Genomic DNA, 14389 nt, shown 5'->3' with positions numbered 1-14389 from the left:
TTGGCTGAACGGCTCTTCAATTTCCGATCAGTTTCAACTCGGCTTCCCGATATTTTTCCGCGCATTTTCTGCTAACTTCTTCCGGCAATTTCGGACCAGGCGCGGTCTTGTTCCAATCCAAGGTTTCCAGGTAATCGCGTAGATATTGTTTGTCGAAGCTAGGCGGGCTGATGCCGACTTGATATTGCTCGACCGGCCAAAAGCGCGAGGAATCGGGGGTCAACGCTTCGTCGATCAAGTACAGGGTGCCGTCTTCGTCCAGGCCAAATTCGAATTTGGTATCGGCGATGATGATTCCGCGTTCGCGAGCGTAATCAGCCGCGGTTGTGTAGAGCTGCAAGCTGGCGTCGCGCACCTTGCCGGCCAGTTCCGCTCCCATCAACGCCACCGTATCGGCGAAGCTGATGTTTTCGTCATGGGTGCCCATTTCGGCCTTGCTGGACGGCGTGTAAATCGGCTGCGGCAATTGTTGCGCCTGTTGCAAGCCGGCCGGCAGCTCGATACCGCACACCGAGCCGCTGTTTTGATAATCCTTCCAACCCGAGCCTATCAAATAGCCGCGCACGATGGCTTCCACCGGCAGCGGTTTCAGACGTTTGACGATGATGGCCCGGCCTTCCACTTGCGCTCTTAATTCGGAATCGGGAATCACGTCCGCCAGCGTCAAGTCGTCGCTTAAATGGTTGGGAATAATATCGCGCATTTTTTCGAACCAAAAATTACTTACCCTGGTCAATACGCGGCCTTTACCGGGAATCGGGTCGGGCATGATCACATCGAACGCCGACATCCGGTCCGAGGTGACGATCAGCAAATGGTTAGCGTCGATTTCGTACATATCGCGGACTTTGCCGCGGCCGAGCAATTTCAAATGCGGCAGGGAAGATTCGTAAAGTGCGGCGGGGGCATTCATAATACGTCTGTGGAGTCAGTGGAAAATGGCTGTAATTTTATCATTAAACCTGTTGAGGGTAGGAAACGCATGAGTTGGCTGGGCAAGTTGGTAGGTGGGGCGTTTGGATTTATGTTGGGCGGGCCGTTGGGGGTGATTTTCGGTGCGTCGGTAGGGCATCAGTTCGATGCCGGACTGGAAGGGATGGCCGGCGAGTCATTTAATCCCGGCGACCAGCAGCGCGTGCAAATGGCCTTTTTCACCGCCACCTTCGCGGTGATGGGGCATGTCGCCAAGGCAGATGGCCGGGTTTCCAACGAGGAAATCGGGTTGGCGAAACGGGTAATGGACAACATGGAACTCAACCCCGAGCTGCGCGAAGCCGCCGTGCAACTGTTTCAGCAAGGCAAGCAGGTCGATTTTCCGTTGGCGGAAGTGTTGCGGCAATTTCGCGTGGAATGTCATCGCCGTACCCATTTGGTACGAATGTTCGTGGAAATCCAGATTCAGGCGGCTTTTGCCGACGGCGTCTACGATGCCAAGGAAGAAAAGCTGTTGCTGGATATTTGCGCGCAACTGGGTGTATCGCGTTTCGAATATCAAATTATTAAAGGGCAAGTACAGGCGCAGCATCGTTTTCAGCAGTCCGGCGAACAGTTCCAGGCTAAGTCCGGCCTGTCAAAATTGGAGGATGCTTATGCCGTGTTGGGCATACCCCCGACAGCCGAGGATGCCGATGTGAAAAAAGCCTATCGGCGCCTGATGAGTCAGCACCATCCGGACAAGTTGGTGGCCAAGGGGTTACCCGAGGAAATGATGCAGATGGCCAAGCAAAAGACTCAGCAAATCAGGAAAGCTTACGAAACGATACGGGAAACAAGAGGTTTTTAAAAAGAGCCCGCCAGCCACGGAGGCGGCTGACGGGCTTGAAATAAACAGATTAACTGCTTAACAACGAGGGAGGTACAACAAAACTTAAGCGCGAAACGAGTCGCTAAAATCCAGATTGCTGGCGATGGTTGCAGCGCCGAATAGCATGGTGGAGATGATGAACTCGCCAGACATGAAGCCAAACACGCCGGTGGTGAAAAACAGGCCGGTGAGTACGTCTTTATACAGATTGTTCGATTTGTTCATTTTTGCTCCTAGACTGAATACAGCCGATACCAATGAAGACGACTTCAATATAAGCTTTATTTTTTTATTTACAATATCGGCTATAGTGGATTGCTTGTTTCTTTTTGGGAAACAATATTGAAATAAAGTTGTCATCTAGGCTTGCTATAAGCTGTTTTAATCGAGGAATGCGCTAAGCGCGGACAGATTGCTCTTGGGGAGTTTGACGGTCAGTCTTACCGAATCGGAAAAATCCTGACCGATAATACTGCCGTCCAGTTTTTTTAACTGGTATTCCAGCGCTTGTAGTCGGTGGTAATCCAGATTCAGTGTCAGCTCGGCGAATTCAATGTATTCGACAATGTCGGCGGCTTCTATGACTTGCCTGGCGACATTGCCGTAGGCGCGGGTCAAGCCGCCCGCACCCAGTTTTACCCCGCCGAAATAACGAATCACCGCCACCACCAGATTGATCAGTTGCTTGCCTTCCAGATGCTGAAAGATCGGCTTGCCGGCGGTGCCGCTGGGTTCGCTGGCATCGTGAAAGCGGCAAATCAGACCGTCCGGCGACTGGATACGGTAGGCGTAAACGATATGGCTGGCGTCGGGGAAGCGTTGATGCAAATCCTTTAATAACAACAAAGCTTCGCGCTCGGTCTGGCAGGGGCTGATGATACCGATGAAGCGGGATTTCTTGATGATCTCCTCGACTTCACAAGTCTTGACGACGATTTGCACCTTACAACAGTCCGTTGATCGCCGGATGCTGGTTCAGCAAATGCTCGCGAAACGCTTCGATTTGCGCTTCGTCGTTACGCCGTTCGCGGGGAATGTTGACCGGAATATCGCTGACAATCCGCATCGGCGGCGGCGATAGAAAAATCAGGCGGTCTGCCAGCGCAATCGCCTCGCGCAGGTCGTGGCTGACGAACAATACCGTGTGCGGCCGCTGTTGCCACAGTGAATACAACAGATTTCTCACCTGCCGGGCGCTGGGCGCATCCAGCGAGACGAAGGGTTCGTCCATTAGCAGAATGTCCGGATTAATGGCGAAGGCGCGGATGATGGCGACTCGCCGCTGCATGCCCAGCGACAAGCGCTCCGGATAAACCTGCTGCACGTCGCTCAGTTGCATGTCTGCCAATAAGGAATCGATCAAGGCGGCGGGCGGCGTTTCCTCGAATACCACTTCGATATTCTGCCGGACGGTATACCAGGGCAGTAATCTGGGATTCTGAAACACATAACCAATTCTGGCAGTTGTAGCTTGGCGGCCTATTTGAATTTGGCCCTGATAGTGACTATCCAGTCCGGCAATCATATTCAACAACGTGGTTTTACCGCAGCCGGACGGGCCGAGCAGGCAGACGAATTCGTTACGGCCTACGCCGAGTTGTAAATCGGCAATCGCTTGGTGTTGGCGGTCTTCGGCATGCCCAGAGCGATAAGTTTTATCCTGGATGCTGATGGTAATATCGTTCATCGCCGCCACCGTAAAGCCTTGCGGTCCAGCGGTCGCAGCAATAGCCATTCGATCAGTTGGATGACTGCAACGAAGGCAAAGGTATAAGCCAGCAGGCTGGCGACATCGAACAATTGAAAAAACAGATGCAACTGATAGCCCATGCCGTTGCTGCGGCCGAGCAACTCCACCACCAAAATGATTTTCCAGATCAGCGCCAGGCCTGAGCGGGTGGCGGCCATCACAAACGGGTGCAACTGCGGCCAGATCACGTGCATGAAGGTTTTTTTGCGGTCGAAACGGTAACATTCCGCCATTTCCAATAAATCCTTGTCCAGTGCCCGCGTGCCTTCACGGATGGTGACGATCACATTCGGCAGTTTATTGATCACCACCGCCAAAATCGCCGCCGATTCGGCCAGACCGAACCAGACGTAGCAGAGGATAATGGTGACCAGCGCCGGAACATTCAAGAAGATCACCAGCCAGTGATCGAAGAACGCATCCAGGGTTTTATTATTACCCAGCGTCACCCCTATCGCGCAGCCCAATACCATCGCAATCGAGAAGCTGACCAGCAGACGGAGCAGCGTAACCCCTAAATGGTAGGGTAGTTCGCCGGATTGAGTTGCTTGCCAAAATACCTGGGCGACCTGGAGCGGATAGGGTAATGTTGGACTGTGGACCAAGCCAGCCGCCAGCTGCCAGATGCCTAGCAGCGCTAACAGCGATAGCAGTGTGACGGCAGACTGGTTAAGTTTAAAAGTGCCCGTCAACATTAGTCAGCCGACCAGAACGTCCCCGCTTGTATTTGCGCCGATTGGCCGGTCAGCTTGTTATTGCTGAGTTGATGCAGCATGGCGTAGATTTTTGCGGCGGCGCTTTGCTGAGTGGTGCCCCATTGTTCAACGCGGCCTTGGCAGTAACGCTCCCGGAGTTTTTGTTGTTCTTTCGGACTGGTCGCGTCGGTGAGCGGCAAAATTTTCTGCCATTCCGCATCGGAACTGCACAGGGTGTCGTGAGCTTGCTTGCCGAGACTCAAGAATTGTTTGAACGCTGCTTTATGTTGATCGGCCCAGTCCTGCTTGAACACATAGCCGATGCTGGGTACCGTCTCGCTAATGCCGAGTTGGCGGATGATTTCCTCGCCGCTCAACAGCGCCCGATAGCCTTGCGCTTCCAGATGCGCGGCAAATTGCCAGAAGGTCAACAAGGCGTCGACGCGCTTTTCGAGTAGTTGCTGGCTCAGTAATGGCGGCGCGCCGTAGATTTTTTCCACGCCGATATTCAGGTCCACTTGCTGTTGCTGTCCCAACGCTTGTAACAGCAGCCAGTTCTTATCCAGTTCGCCGCCAGCTATGCCCAGTTTTTTACCTTTTAAATCGGCCAGTGACTTGATCGGGCTATCGGCGGGTACCAGGAGGACGCCGGAAGTGTCGGAAAACGGGTAAAAACTCAAATTGGTGCCGGTGCTGCGCATGCTGGACGTCCAGATCCAGTCGGAGACGATCACATCGACTGAGCCGGCTTGCAGCGCAACCTTACCGGCTTGCTGATTGGCAACCGCGATGTTTTCCACGTTGAATTTTGCATTGTCCAGTAGTCCTTGGTTGCGCATCGCCGCCAGCTCCCAGTTTAAGGTGCCGGCGGCCATAGCGCCTATGCGGATAGTGGGTTTTTCATCGGCGTTGGCAAATTGCGGCAATAAAGCGGCAATGGCAAACAGGCAAGTTTTTATATTCATCTGCAAAGTCCCTAGTCGGATGGTTAGCGCAACGATTTTAACGCAGCCGCCCCCAATAAGAGAATGTTTGTCGGATTTGTTTGGAGCGGAATGCGTTGTCCAAGGTTTAAGGGCAAACCGTTTGACCGATATTCCCAAAAGCCCGAGGCCACTAGACCACACGAGTAACCAGGGGTTCCGGCATGGCGGGGCTGGGAGGAATTTAGGGCCTAGGTTAAAACAGCTGATTAGCAAGCTGCGCTACCGCCGCAAAATCGGCCTTTCGGCAAGGCATGCGGATAGCGCTGGGCTTACCGATTCGGGAATATTAAAAGCTGTGGCGTAGACATTTTCCGTGGCTTAACAGCCTAGGATGCAGTGGGAAGTAATCTGTCTTCTCGCTCAAATCTGGCGGCGGCCACAGGCCGGCCGGTGTAATAGCCCTGGTAGGATAGGCAGCCTTTATCACGTAAGAAGATCATTTGTTCCTGGTTTTCCACGCCCTCGGCAATCACGTGTAAACCTAAGTTTTTAGCCATATTGATAATGGTCTCCACAATTACCGCGTCGTTGGGGTCGCTGGCGATGTCGCGGACGAAACTCTGATCGATCTTTAATTGGCTGATGGGCAATTTTTTTAAATAAGACAGTGAGGAATAGCCGATACCGAAATCGTCGATGGAGGTTTTTACGCCCAGGGTTTGCAAATCGCGCATTTTTTCCACGGTGTCGTCTATGTCGCTGATCACGCAGCCTTCGGTCAGTTCAATGACCAGACGCTCAGCCGGCAGTTCGGCGTCGATCAAAATGCGTTTTACTTGGTCGACAAAATCGGCCTGGCGGAATTGCCGGGAACTGACGTTAACCGCCACATGATGAATAGGCAGGTTCTGTGCGTCCCACACCTTGATTTGCCGGCAGGCCTCGCGCATCACCCATTCGCCTATCGGCAAAATCAGCTGGGTATCTTCGGCAATGGGGATAAATTCCGCCGGGGAGATCATGCCCTTTTCCGGATGCTGCCAGCGGATTAGCGCTTCGGCGCTGATTACTTTGCCGAGGTGATCGACCTGCGCCTGATAGTGCAGTAAAAACTGCCGCTGTTTCAGCGCCTGACGAATCTCTTTTTCCAAGGTTAAACGGCGGTCGGCCGTTTCCTGCATCGACGGACGGTAAAAACTGATGCCGTTACGGCCGCTTTCCTTGGCCCGGTACATCGCCGTATCCGCCTGTTGGATGACCGCTTCAGGCTGTTCGGCCACCTCGGGAAACAGGGTCACGCCTATGCTGGTGGAAAAGTGATGTTCGCTGCCCTGAACCGTGAAAGGTTGATTGATGGTGTGCAGGATTTTTTCCGCCAGCATCGCCGCGTGACTGGTCGCTTGCGACAGTTGCGAGTAGCGGCCCGGCACCATCACGATAAATTCGTCGCCACCCAGCCGGCAAGCGGTGTCTTCGTCGCGGATAATGGATTGGAGGCGTTGGGCAACCTGGATCAGCAATTCGTCGCCTACTTGATGGCCGCGCGAATCGTTAAGGGTTTTGAAGTGATCCAAATCCAGAAAAAACAGCGAACCGTAATAACTTTGGCGTTTGGCGGCAGCGATCTCCTGTTTCAGGCGGTCCAGCAGCAAACGTCGGTTCGGCAAGCCGGTCAGCGGGTCGTAAAATGCCAGTTCATGGATTTCCCGCTCGGCGGCTTTTTTCTCGCTGATGTCGGAAAAAATCGCCACATAATTGAGCAGGCGATCCTGTTCGTCCCTCACGCCGGTCACCGTCAGCCATTCCGGAAACACGTCGCCGTTTTTGCGCCGATTAAAAATTTCGCCCTGCCATTGGTTATCCTTGGCCAAGGCTTGGGTCAAAGTTTGAATAAATCCGGGAGCTTGATGGGTCGACGACAGAAAATCCGGTTGCCGGCCAATCACTTCTTCCGCGCTATAACCGGTGATTTTGTTAAAAGCATTGTTGACGCGCAAAATTGCCCCATTGGCATCGGTGACGATAATGGCCTCGTGCGACTGGAATGTGGTTGCGGCGATGCGGAGTTCGTTTTCCTGCTGTTTACGGCGTTCGATCTCGGTATTCAGCGCTTGGTTGCTACGCAGCAAATCGCGGGTTTTTAGGGCCACTAAATCTTCGATGCGGGCGGTGCGTCCGCTCATCAGCATTAAACCGAAGCTGGTCAGGCCGCAGAGCAAAAAACTTCCGGACAACAGCCACCAAACCGTCCAGGGATTTTGTTGCGTATAAAACTCCGGCAGCGGTTTATATTCAAGCGTCCAATTCCGGTCGGCGACCGCCAGCGCTTGCCGCTTGCTTGGAAGGATGTAATGCGTTTTCGATTCAATGCCTTCGGGAGTGCTGCGGTATAACAGCTGGTCTTGATCATAGATCGCTACCGACAAACGTGTGCTTTGTAAGCGTCCGGACAGTTCCTGAATCTCGTTGCTTAACTTAAAAACATTCGAGACCAATCCGACAAAAAACTGTTGACGCTGGGCGCTGGTGTTTAGCGATTTTCCTTTGAGATAAATCGGGGAGTAGATGGCGAAGCAGGGCTGTTTATCGTCGCAGACCATGCCGTCCGTCACCACCGTTTCGCCGGAATTAATCGCTTTTTGGATTGCCGCTAATAGTTGTGGGTTGCTGGCAACGTCGAAACCAATGTTTTGCTGGTTGCCGAAGGCGTAAGCAATGGGTAAATAAACATTCCGCTTACCAGCCGGTATCAATTGCTGATTGCGGTTGTGCTCGTGAATGGTGGTTTCTGTCTGTTGTTCGAATGCGCTACGGTCTTCGGCATTGACTCTGGGTATCCATTCCAGTGCCTCCAGCTCGGGATGTTTGCTGAAAATGGTATGGGCAAATAGCCTGAACTCGTTGGGATTGACCGATTCCGAGCTGTCGAACAAGGCTTTCAATAACTGATTATTCAGAATATCGTCGCTGAAATGTTCCTGGAGGTTGGTATGGGTCAGATTAATCTGGTTATCGAATAGCCCGTTGAGGCGTTGATTTTCCAGATTGCGGCTGTAGACGAAGGCGATGACCACCAACAATAGCGAAATCGATAACGGATAGGCCACGAATTTTTGCCGTTGCCGCCAGATATGCCGCGGGGTACCGATAAACAACAGTAGCAAGGGCGCGAAGATCACCGTACCTATTGCATCGCCTATCCACCAGGTACACCAGTTCAGGCCGATTTCTTCCGCATCGATGGTGTCGAAAATGTACAGAAAACTGGTGCCGACGCTAGCCGATATTAAGCAACTGGCAATTGCCAGCAAGAAAAACCAGACGACATGCCGATCTTCCATCAACGGATTGTGTCTACCTATCCAGCGGTTGATCAGGGACGCTCCGAGCAAGGGCTGGGCGATGGCGCCGACGCTGGCGGCGGCGCCAACCCAAATCGGTGTAAACCAATCTTCCGGTGTGGCTAGATCCCCAAAAGCGTAAATTTGCGTGCCCAAGCTGCCGATGATCAGACCCGGCAATAATTTGGGGCCATAACCAAGCAGCGCGGCCAGAGCGATACCCGCTGAGGGCCAGATTGGGCTGGCATGGCTGGGCTGCATCGCCAGCATATGCCCAAGATAGCCGCCGATAAAATAGGCCAGGGCCAAGGCGCTGTTCAGCAGAAAAAATCTAAAAGTTGTCGGCATGATTAAACAGGCGGACTCTGATTCTCACCGAGGCTGGGCGAAGCAGTCGCTTTAGTGAGTTGCGGGCAACAGAACGCCATTCTCGACATCCATGCTAAATGCTTTGCCAAAGCCGGCGACATATTGGCCGCGCAAAGGCGTCAGTGCCAGTAAATGAAAATCCGCGAGTGCGCGTAAAACCGCGACTGTTTCGCCGAACCGCTGTTGCAGCTTATCTAACAACTGGGTATATGCTGCGTGGGTTTTGTCGATTTCACCAACCTCACATTCGATTACCAAACGGCGTCTGGCAAACGGGTTGACCGCTTCGGCCTCGGGTTCGATAAACATGATGGATGCTTGACGTTGGCGCAGCATATTGCCGGTATGCCGGGCCAACTGGCTGACGTAGATGTAGTAAGTATTTTCGTATTCCAGAAACGGCGCATAGCTGACTTCGGCTGTCCCGAGCTCGGAACTGCTGGCGATTATCAGGCTTTGGCTGTTGGCAATTAAAGTCCGGTAATCGGCGGCTAGCGGTTCGGAACTCATGGTGTCGTGATAGCAGTCAGTTGCGCGTGGCGGAAGCAATCGACGGTGTGGTCGTTGACCATGCCCACCGCCTGCATATAAGCATAGCAGATGGTTTTGCCGACGAATTTAAAGCCGCGTTTTTGCAGGTCTTTGCACATGCTGGCCGATTCCGGGGAATAGGCCGGTATTTGACTATGGCTCAGCCAACTATTTTGCCGGGTTTTGCCATCCACAAAGCGCCAAATGTACTGATCGGAACCGCCGAATTCCTGTTGTACCCGTAAAAAAGCCTGGGCGTTGCTTACCGCGGATTCAATTTTCAGGCGGTTCTTGACGATGCCGGGATTTTGCAGCAATGACGCCAGTTTTTTGTGATCGTAAGCGGCGACCTTAAGCGGATCAAAATGATCGAAAGCGGCGCGATAAGCCTCGCGTTTATCGAGAATTGTTCGCCAACTGAGGCCGGCTTGTGCGCCTTCCAGCACCAGAAACTCGAACAGCTTTTGCTCGTCGTGCAGCGGCACGCCCCATTCGTGATCGTGATAATGTTCTTCGTTGGTGCTATTCAGCGCCCACACGCATTTGCCTGGCATCAGTCTTTTTTCATCAGGTTTTTCAAATCGGCAAACGGATTGAAGGTCGCGGCAGGCGCTTTGCCTTCTGAAGTAGCTTTGCCGCCGTAACGCACGTGCTCTTCAAAGCGTTGATGTTCGTTGTCGTGGCAATACAGGCACAGCAACTCCCAATTGCTGCCGTCGGGCGGATTGTGGTCGTGATCGTGATTGATGTGGTGGACCGTCAATTCGCGCAGGTTTTTATGATCGAATTCTCTTGAGCAGCGTCCGCATATCCAGGGATAGAGTTTTAAGGCTTGCTCGCGGTAGCCTTTTTCCCGCTCTTCTTTGTAGCGCCGGGCTTCGGCGACGATGTGATAGGCTTTGTTATCCGACATGAGGTCCTCCGTTTGTCAGCCGCCGGTGGCGTTCATGTGCCGCAAAATAACCGGCTGTTCGTGAATATTGAATTCGTGTTTTTCCGGTTTGATTTGCATGGCCTCGACGATGGCTTGTTTCAACATCGCTTTGTCGCCTGGGTGGTCTCTCACAACCTGCTTCAGATCCACGGAGTTTTCGTTGCCCAAGCAGAGCAATAAACGGCCCTCGGCGGTCAGGCGCACCCTGTTGCAACTACCGCAGAAATTGGCGCTGTGCGGCGAGATAAAACCCACTTTGCTTTTACTGCCGGCTATCCGGTAATAAGCCGAAGGTCCGCCGGTCGAGTCGGTCACGGCTTCCAGGGTAAAGCGTTGTTGCAAATCTTGCCGGATCAAATCGCTGGGATAAAACGCTGCGCCGCGGTGATGGTTGTCCACCGCACCCAGCGGCATTTCCTCGATAAAACTGATGTCTATGCCACGCTCGACGGCAAACTGCACCAGATCGCAGACTTCCTGGTGGTTGCGGTTTTTCAGTATCACCGCGTTGAGTTTGATGCGCTGAAAGCCGGCTGTTCGGGCTTTTTCTATGCCTTTCAGCACTTGCTGCAAATCGCCGGTTCGGGTTAGCTCCCTGAATTTGACCGGGTCCAGGGTGTCCAGGCTGATGTTGATGCGTTTCACGCCGGCGGCTTTCAAGTCATCGGCCATTTCGGCCAGATGCGAGCCGTTGCTGGTCATTACCAGTTCATTCAAACCCGGTACGCGCCCCAAGTCTTGCATTAAGCCTAACGCACCTTTACGCACTAGCGGTTCGCCGCCGGTAATCCTGATTTTGCCGACACCTAGTTCGATGAAGGTTTCGCAGATAAAGCGGATTTCCTCTAGGCTAAGAATATGGCTGCGCGGCAGAAATGTCATGTCTTCGGCCATACAGTAAACGCAGCGAAAATCGCAGCGGTCGGTGATTGATACCCGCAGGTAGTTGACCACTCTGCCAAAGCGGTCTATCAGTTGCAACGGTTTGCTAGGCGCCATTACATTCGAACAGAAAAAATAAAGGAAGAAAATAGTAACACAGCACCGCGCTGTGTTATTACCGCTTGCTAAAAGATCGGCGTTGAGCGGGTAAGTTCCTCTGACGGTTTTTTGCCTGACTATTGCTTGCCCAAGCGCCGCAGCAAAGCCAATACCGCCGCTTCTATCTGCGGCAAGGCCTCGCTCGGGTGCGCGTCTTCTATGTCGTCTACCTGCCAGTATTCCACACGATCCACCCAGGCCGGAAAGCGGCTATGCAACAAGGGTTGATGCTCGGTTTGCTTCAAGGCGATGATGCGGTGGGCGGTGGTCAAGTCCTGCTCGGTCAGCGCAAGCGGCGTGCGGACGGGCTCGATGGGAATCTCCCGCAAGGCCAAGCCATGCCGCGTGTGCGGCGAAATCGGCCCGGCATCGTCTTTCAGCAACTCGATAGCCAGCCCGCGCGAAAACGCCCGCCACGGCAACGCATAGCCAGGCGCGTGATGATTGAATAAATACTCGGCAAACCGGCTGCGGTAGTAGTTGCCGGTGCAGAGGAATAGGACTTGGGAGTGAGTGTTTGGCATAAAACTCCTTTTGGCGAGGCTGTTTGCATGAGAGCAGGCAGTAAAGAATTTGTTTGAGTTATTATAATGGTGATACCGTATATGGTATGCATGAAATTATACTGGATACCAATGTTCTGTTCGCCGGCTTGTATTCCGCTAACGGCGCATCCTTTAAATTGCTGGAGCTTTTAGCCGGTGGGCAGTTGCAAACAGCTATATCGACACCGCTTTTGTTCGAGTATGAGGATGTTTTGAAACGCAACCGTTCCATGCTGCAACTGACCGATGCTGAAATAGACATAGTGCTGGATAATCTGTGTGGATTTAGTCGTCATCAAAAGGTGTATTTTTTATGGCGACCTTATTTGCCGGACCCGAAAGATGATTTAGTCTTGGAGTTGGCCGTTGCTGCCCGAGTAAACACCATTGTTACCCATAATTTAAAAGATTTTGCCCGTATCGAAAAATTCGGCGTCGAAGCCATTACGCCAAAAACTTTGCTGGAGCGTCTACCATGAGTGCATTAAGTCTGAGATTGCCCGATTCCATACACCGTCACATCAAGGAACTGGCGAGTAAAGAAGGTGTATCGATCAATCAATTTATTGCCAGCGCCGTTGCCGAAAAAGTCTCGGCTATCGCCACCGAAGACTACCTGCAGGCTCGAGCCGAACGAGCCGACAAAGCCGCTTTCCAGACCATTTTGGCCAAGGTACCCAAACGTGAGCCTTTGGCTGGGGATGAGTTTTAGCGTTGGCGGGCAGCATAGGCAGATATAGCTGTTTCTGTAGAAAATACTACGAGCTGGGGCTGATTGATTGGATCGATGACTTAAATCTGCAGAATGACTAAGCTTTTATACTTAGCTTAAGTTGACGGCATTCGTCTAGCGCTGATTTAACCCAACAATTCCGAGAGTCTTTACCCTTTATGAAGCAATTTCTAAATACGGCCGTCAAGGCAGTCTTCGACGACTATCCGCTGGAAATTCGTCGGAAAATGCTGGTGCTTCGCGAAGCAATCTTTGCTGTGGCGGCTAGCGAGGGTGTCGGACAGCTAGAGGAAACCCTAAAGTGGGGCGAGCCTGCTTATATGACCGCCGAAACCGGATGTGGCAGTACGATCAGAATGGCATGGAAGAAAGAGAAACCTAACCAATATGCCATGTATTTCATCTGCACAACGAATTTGGTAGAAACCTTTCGGACGCTATTTCCGCACCAGTTTAAATACGAGGGCAATCGGGCGATTGTCTTTCGAGAAACTGAAGACGTCGACATGGATAGCCTGTCAATCTGTATTGCTATGGCCTTGACCTATCATCGGAACAAGCGACGAAAGCAATCGTAGGTGCGGAGCTGGCTTCAGGCTTCTTCGCCAAGAATATTTCACCTTGCCGTTGACTATGGTAGGTGTTGCCGCAGAAATCCACCAATCCGCGCCTCCAGCCAATACGCCGGCCTGAACAACCCTCCGCTCACAAATCCCACATGTCCGCCGCCTGCGCACACTTCCAGTTGCACCTGATCGGATAATTCCGTGGCGGTCGGCAATACTCGCTCGGTCATGAACGGATCGTCCCTGGCTTGCAAAATTAAAGTTGGTACGCGGATATGCTTCAGAAATTGCCGGGAACTGCTGCGCCGGTAGTAATCGTGGGCGTCTGTAAAGCCGTGCAAGCCGGCCACGACTTTATCGTCGTATTGCCAGAAGGACTTGATGCCCGAGAGGTCGCCTAATTTTAAAATCCGCTCAGCTTGTTCGTGTTGGCCGATGCCTTGCAAATGCCGGAGTTTGACGCGCATGTACTGTTTCAGCTCGCGCAGTAAATAGTCGCGATAGAGTTTCGAGAAGCCACGATCCAGCTTGTCGGCGCATTCGCTTAACAACAACGGTACGGATACCGCTACCGCCGCCGATAACTCAAGCTTATCGCCTTGTTCACCCAGCCATTTCAGTAAGACGTTGCCGCCCAAGGAAAAACCTATCGCCGCCATCGCCCGCTCCGGAAAACGCTGGCGTAAAGTCCAATACAAAAACTCGATGTCTTCGGTTTCGCCGGAGTGGTAGCAACGCGCCAGCCGGTTCATCTCACCGCTGCAACCGCGAAAATTCAGCGCCACGCTGGCAAAGCCGGCCGCCAGCAAACTGTGTTGCAGGCCCTGGATGTAACCGGAACGGCTGCTGCCGGCCAGGCCATGCAACAGAATCACCAGCGGCCTATCGCCGTTATCCACCCAGTCGATGTCCAGAAAGTCGCCGTCAGGCGTGTCCAGCCGTTCGCGGCGGATGCCGGCCGGTGGCGAGATACGCCGCAAAAAAGCCGGATAGATAGTCTGCAAATGCGGACTGTTCAGCCACCAGGCCGGGCGGAAGGCGTTGTGCATGGTTGTGGACCTGCTTTATAGTAGTTAAGGGTGATGATGTCGGCAGGAATATACCGCCTGTATCGGCAAACGCCAGCGCGAGTCTTTACGGCCGGCTTTTCGCCG

17 protein-coding genes are annotated in these 14389 nt (G+C 52.9%); 4 read left to right on the top strand and 13 right to left on the bottom strand.

What is annotated here, in order from left to right:
• Positions 1–16 precede the first annotated feature (16 nt).
• Positions 17–913 (bottom strand): phosphoribosylaminoimidazolesuccinocarboxamide synthase, encoded by an 897-nt coding sequence (locus tag CWO84_RS18475; protein WP_033157745.1) that lies wholly within the window; start codon positions 911–913, stop codon positions 17–19.
• Between the two features lie 69 nt (positions 914–982).
• Here CWO84_RS18475 and djlA point away from each other — a divergent pair, with 69 nt between their 5' ends.
• Positions 983–1783 carry a co-chaperone DjlA gene (gene djlA / locus CWO84_RS18470; protein WP_101054453.1) on the top strand — a complete coding sequence of 267 codons (801 nt, stop codon included), beginning with the start codon at positions 983–985 and terminating at the stop codon, positions 1781–1783.
• Positions 1784–1867: 84 nt separating this feature from the next.
• Here the strand turns inward: djlA and CWO84_RS24510 are convergent, their stop codons facing one another.
• The 11 genes from CWO84_RS24510 to CWO84_RS18420 all read right to left on the bottom strand — a co-directional run bounded on the left by CWO84_RS24510 (position 1868) and on the right by CWO84_RS18420 (position 11915).
• Positions 1868–2029 (bottom strand): hypothetical protein, encoded by a 162-nt coding sequence (locus tag CWO84_RS24510; RefSeq protein WP_020483539.1) that lies wholly within the window; start codon positions 2027–2029, stop codon positions 1868–1870.
• Between the two features lie 156 nt (positions 2030–2185).
• Positions 2186–2746, bottom strand: coding sequence for a YigZ family protein (locus CWO84_RS18465; protein ID WP_033157747.1), 561 nt, complete (start codon positions 2744–2746; stop codon positions 2186–2188).
• Position 2747: 1 nt separating this feature from the next.
• Positions 2748–3491, bottom strand: coding sequence for an ABC transporter ATP-binding protein (locus tag CWO84_RS18460; RefSeq protein WP_101054451.1), 744 nt, complete (start codon positions 3489–3491; stop codon positions 2748–2750).
• Positions 3488–4249 carry an ABC transporter permease gene (locus tag CWO84_RS18455; RefSeq protein ID WP_101054448.1) on the bottom strand — a complete coding sequence of 254 codons (762 nt, stop codon included), beginning with the start codon at positions 4247–4249 and terminating at the stop codon, positions 3488–3490. Before CWO84_RS18455 ends, CWO84_RS18460 begins: the two co-directional genes overlap by 4 nt.
• Complete coding sequence (locus CWO84_RS18450; protein WP_240618092.1) at positions 4249–5214, bottom strand: ABC transporter substrate-binding protein; 966 nt, start codon at positions 5212–5214, stop codon at positions 4249–4251. Before CWO84_RS18450 ends, CWO84_RS18455 begins: the two co-directional genes overlap by 1 nt.
• A gap of 347 nt (positions 5215–5561) precedes the next feature.
• A complete protein-coding gene (locus CWO84_RS18445; RefSeq protein ID WP_101054445.1) occupies positions 5562–8864 on the bottom strand; it encodes an EAL domain-containing protein in 3303 nt (1100 codons plus the stop codon).
• 51 nt (positions 8865–8915) lie between these two features.
• Positions 8916–9395 (bottom strand): pyridoxamine 5'-phosphate oxidase family protein, encoded by a 480-nt coding sequence (locus tag CWO84_RS18440; protein WP_101054442.1) that lies wholly within the window; start codon positions 9393–9395, stop codon positions 8916–8918.
• Complete coding sequence (locus tag CWO84_RS18435) at positions 9392–9970, bottom strand: DNA-3-methyladenine glycosylase I (protein ID WP_101054440.1); 579 nt, start codon at positions 9968–9970, stop codon at positions 9392–9394. Before CWO84_RS18435 ends, CWO84_RS18440 begins: the two co-directional genes overlap by 4 nt.
• Positions 9970–10329, bottom strand: coding sequence for a YajD family HNH nuclease (locus CWO84_RS18430; protein WP_033157754.1), 360 nt, complete (start codon positions 10327–10329; stop codon positions 9970–9972). Before CWO84_RS18430 ends, CWO84_RS18435 begins: the two co-directional genes overlap by 1 nt.
• Before the next feature lie 15 nt (positions 10330–10344).
• A complete protein-coding gene (moaA, locus tag CWO84_RS18425; RefSeq protein ID WP_101054438.1) occupies positions 10345–11349 on the bottom strand; it encodes a GTP 3',8-cyclase MoaA in 1005 nt (334 codons plus the stop codon).
• 119 nt (positions 11350–11468) lie between these two features.
• On the bottom strand, positions 11469–11915 hold the full coding sequence (locus CWO84_RS18420; RefSeq protein ID WP_101054435.1) for a low molecular weight phosphatase family protein: 447 nt from the start codon (positions 11913–11915) through the stop codon (positions 11469–11471).
• An 86-nt stretch (positions 11916–12001) separates the two neighbouring features.
• Between CWO84_RS18420 and CWO84_RS18415 the strand changes: the two genes are divergently transcribed.
• The 3 genes from CWO84_RS18415 (at position 12002) to CWO84_RS18405 (ending at position 13247) form a co-directional block, all read left to right on the top strand.
• Positions 12002–12415, top strand: coding sequence for a putative toxin-antitoxin system toxin component, PIN family (locus tag CWO84_RS18415; protein WP_101054432.1), 414 nt, complete (start codon positions 12002–12004; stop codon positions 12413–12415).
• Positions 12412–12648 (top strand): toxin-antitoxin system HicB family antitoxin, encoded by a 237-nt coding sequence (locus tag CWO84_RS18410; RefSeq protein WP_033157758.1) that lies wholly within the window; start codon positions 12412–12414, stop codon positions 12646–12648. The genes CWO84_RS18415 and CWO84_RS18410 overlap by 4 nt, the downstream gene beginning before the upstream one ends.
• 179 nt (positions 12649–12827) lie before the next feature.
• Positions 12828–13247 carry a DUF1801 domain-containing protein gene (locus CWO84_RS18405; protein WP_033157759.1) on the top strand — a complete coding sequence of 140 codons (420 nt, stop codon included), beginning with the start codon at positions 12828–12830 and terminating at the stop codon, positions 13245–13247.
• A 53-nt stretch (positions 13248–13300) separates the two neighbouring features.
• Here the strand turns inward: CWO84_RS18405 and CWO84_RS18400 are convergent, their stop codons facing one another.
• The gene (locus tag CWO84_RS18400; protein ID WP_033157760.1) at positions 13301–14284 is read right to left on the bottom strand and encodes a hydrolase; all 984 of its coding nucleotides are present in this window, start codon (positions 14282–14284) and stop codon (positions 13301–13303) included.
• Between the last annotated feature and the right edge of the window lie 105 nt (positions 14285–14389).

This window comes from Methylomonas sp. Kb3 (genome assembly GCF_002834115.1).
Lineage (GTDB): Bacteria > Pseudomonadota > Gammaproteobacteria > Methylococcales > Methylomonadaceae > Methylomonas > Methylomonas defluvii.
Note: the sequence above shows the minus strand (reverse complement) of the source record. Positions and strands in the feature narration are given on the sequence as shown.

Excerpts from the sequence above, each read along its gene's own strand:
- CWO84_RS18475 (WP_033157745.1), bottom strand. The coding sequence starts at position 913 with ATGAATGCCCCCGCCGCACTTTACGAATCTTCCCTGCCGCATTTGAAA.
- djlA (WP_101054453.1), top strand. The coding sequence starts at position 983 with ATGAGTTGGCTGGGCAAGTTGGTAGGTGGGGCGTTTGGATTTATGTTG.
- CWO84_RS24510 (WP_020483539.1), bottom strand. The coding sequence starts at position 2,029 with ATGAACAAATCGAACAATCTGTATAAAGACGTACTCACCGGCCTGTTT.
- CWO84_RS18460 (WP_101054451.1), bottom strand. The coding sequence starts at position 3,491 with ATGAACGATATTACCATCAGCATCCAGGATAAAACTTATCGCTCTGGG.
- CWO84_RS18455 (WP_101054448.1), bottom strand. The coding sequence starts at position 4,249 with ATGTTGACGGGCACTTTTAAACTTAACCAGTCTGCCGTCACACTGCTA.
- CWO84_RS18450 (WP_240618092.1), bottom strand. The coding sequence starts at position 5,214 with ATGAATATAAAAACTTGCCTGTTTGCCATTGCCGCTTTATTGCCGCAA.
- CWO84_RS18445 (WP_101054445.1), bottom strand. The coding sequence starts at position 8,864 with ATGCCGACAACTTTTAGATTTTTTCTGCTGAACAGCGCCTTGGCCCTG.
- CWO84_RS18440 (WP_101054442.1), bottom strand. The coding sequence starts at position 9,395 with ATGAGTTCCGAACCGCTAGCCGCCGATTACCGGACTTTAATTGCCAAC.
- CWO84_RS18435 (WP_101054440.1), bottom strand. The coding sequence starts at position 9,970 with ATGCCAGGCAAATGCGTGTGGGCGCTGAATAGCACCAACGAAGAACAT.
- CWO84_RS18430 (WP_033157754.1), bottom strand. The coding sequence starts at position 10,329 with ATGTCGGATAACAAAGCCTATCACATCGTCGCCGAAGCCCGGCGCTAC.
- moaA (WP_101054438.1), bottom strand. The coding sequence starts at position 11,349 with ATGGCGCCTAGCAAACCGTTGCAACTGATAGACCGCTTTGGCAGAGTG.
- CWO84_RS18420 (WP_101054435.1), bottom strand. The coding sequence starts at position 11,915 with ATGCCAAACACTCACTCCCAAGTCCTATTCCTCTGCACCGGCAACTAC.
- CWO84_RS18415 (WP_101054432.1), top strand. The coding sequence starts at position 12,002 with ATGCATGAAATTATACTGGATACCAATGTTCTGTTCGCCGGCTTGTAT.
- CWO84_RS18410 (WP_033157758.1), top strand. The coding sequence starts at position 12,412 with ATGAGTGCATTAAGTCTGAGATTGCCCGATTCCATACACCGTCACATC.
- CWO84_RS18405 (WP_033157759.1), top strand. The coding sequence starts at position 12,828 with ATGAAGCAATTTCTAAATACGGCCGTCAAGGCAGTCTTCGACGACTAT.
- CWO84_RS18400 (WP_033157760.1), bottom strand. The coding sequence starts at position 14,284 with ATGCACAACGCCTTCCGCCCGGCCTGGTGGCTGAACAGTCCGCATTTG.